The organism is Burkholderia sp. Ac-20392 (assembly GCF_017104585.1).
In the GTDB taxonomy this organism is placed as follows: Bacteria; Pseudomonadota; Gammaproteobacteria; order Burkholderiales; family Burkholderiaceae; genus Burkholderia; species Burkholderia lata.
In genome coordinates this window covers 1-1,433 of record NZ_JAAGPB010000995.1, presented here as the reverse complement: position 1 = coordinate 1,433, position 1,433 = coordinate 1, and the positions used below count along the sequence as shown (strand labels likewise).

Sequence of the window (1,433 nt, the reverse complement as noted above, 5' to 3'; positions counted from 1 at the left end):
ACCGCGCCGTCGCCGCCGCGCCAGCGCCCGCCGCCGCCCGACCCGGCGCGGATCCGGTGCGAATCGAGCCGCACCGGGTAGCGCCATTCGAGCACCTCCGGATCGGTGAGTCGCGAGTTCGTCATGTGCGTCTGCACCGCGCCGACACCCGCGAAACCGTCGCCGGCGCCGCTGCCGCCGGCAATCGTCTCGTAGTACTGGTAGCGATCGTTGCCGAATGTGAAGTTATTCATCGTTCCCTGGCTCGACGCGACGCAGCCGAGCGCGCCGTACAGCGCGTTGGTGATGGCCGACGACGTCTCGACGTTGCCCGACACGACCGCCGCCGGATACTCGGGGTTCAGCATCGAGCGCGCGGGCACGATCACCGTGAGCGGCTTCAGGCAGCCGGCGTTCAGCGGGATGTCGTCGCCGACCAGCGTGCGGAACACGTACAGCACGGCAGCCATGCAGACGGCCTTCGGCGCGTTGAAGTTGTTGTCGAGCTGCGCCGACGTGCCCGTGAAATCGATTTCCGCGCGCCGCGCCGCCCGGTCGACGCGAATCGCGACGCGAATCTCCGCACCGTTGTCGAGCGGATAGCGGTACGCACCGTCCTGCAGCGCGCCGATCACGCGCCGCACGGCCTCTTCCGCGTTGTCCTGCACGTGCCCCATGAACGCGAGCACGACGTCGCGGCCGAACTGCGCGACCATCCGGCGCAGCTCGTCGACGCCTTTCTGGTTCGCGGCGACCTGTGCGCGCAGGTCGGCCATGTTCTGCTCGACGTTGCGCGCCGGGTAGCGGCCCGACGCGAGCAGCGCGCGGGTTTCCGCATCGCGCAGCGTGCCGGCCGACACCAGTTGCCAGTTGTCGATCAGCACGCCCTCCTCGTCGATGTGGGTCGAATCGGGCGGCATCGAGCCCGGCGTCGTGCCACCGATGTCCGCGTGGTGGCCGCGCGAGCCGACGTAGAACAGCGGCGCGTCCGAGCCGTCCGCGAACACCGGCGTGATGACCGTCACGTCCGGCAGGTGCGTGCCGCCGTGATACGGGTCGTTCAGCATGAACACGTCGCCGTCGCGCATGCGGCCGCGGTTGCGCTCGATCACCGTGCGGATGCTCTCGCCCATCGAGCCGAGGTGCACGGGCATGTGCGGCGCGTTCGCGATCAGGTTGCCGTCGCCGTCGAAGATCGCGCACGAGAAGTCGAGGCGCTCCTTGATGTTCACCGAGTACGCGGTGTTCTGCAGCCGCAGCCCCATCTGCTCTGCGATCGACATGAACAGGTTGTTGAAGATCTCGAGCCGCACCGGGTCGGCGTCGGTGCCGAGCGAGCGGCGCGTCGGCAGCGGCGTCGTGCGCGTCAGCACGAGGTTGCCCTGTGCGGTCATCTGCGCGCGCCAGCCGGGCTCGACGACCGTCGTGCCGTTCTTCTCCGCGACGATCGCCGA

General features: G+C 69.3%; 1 protein-coding gene. It reads right to left on the bottom strand.

The window, feature by feature from the left end:
• Positions 1 to 1,433 (bottom strand): hydantoinase B/oxoprolinase family protein (locus tag G3N99_RS40360; protein WP_206125207.1); only part of this gene is annotated, 1,433 nt, incomplete at both ends.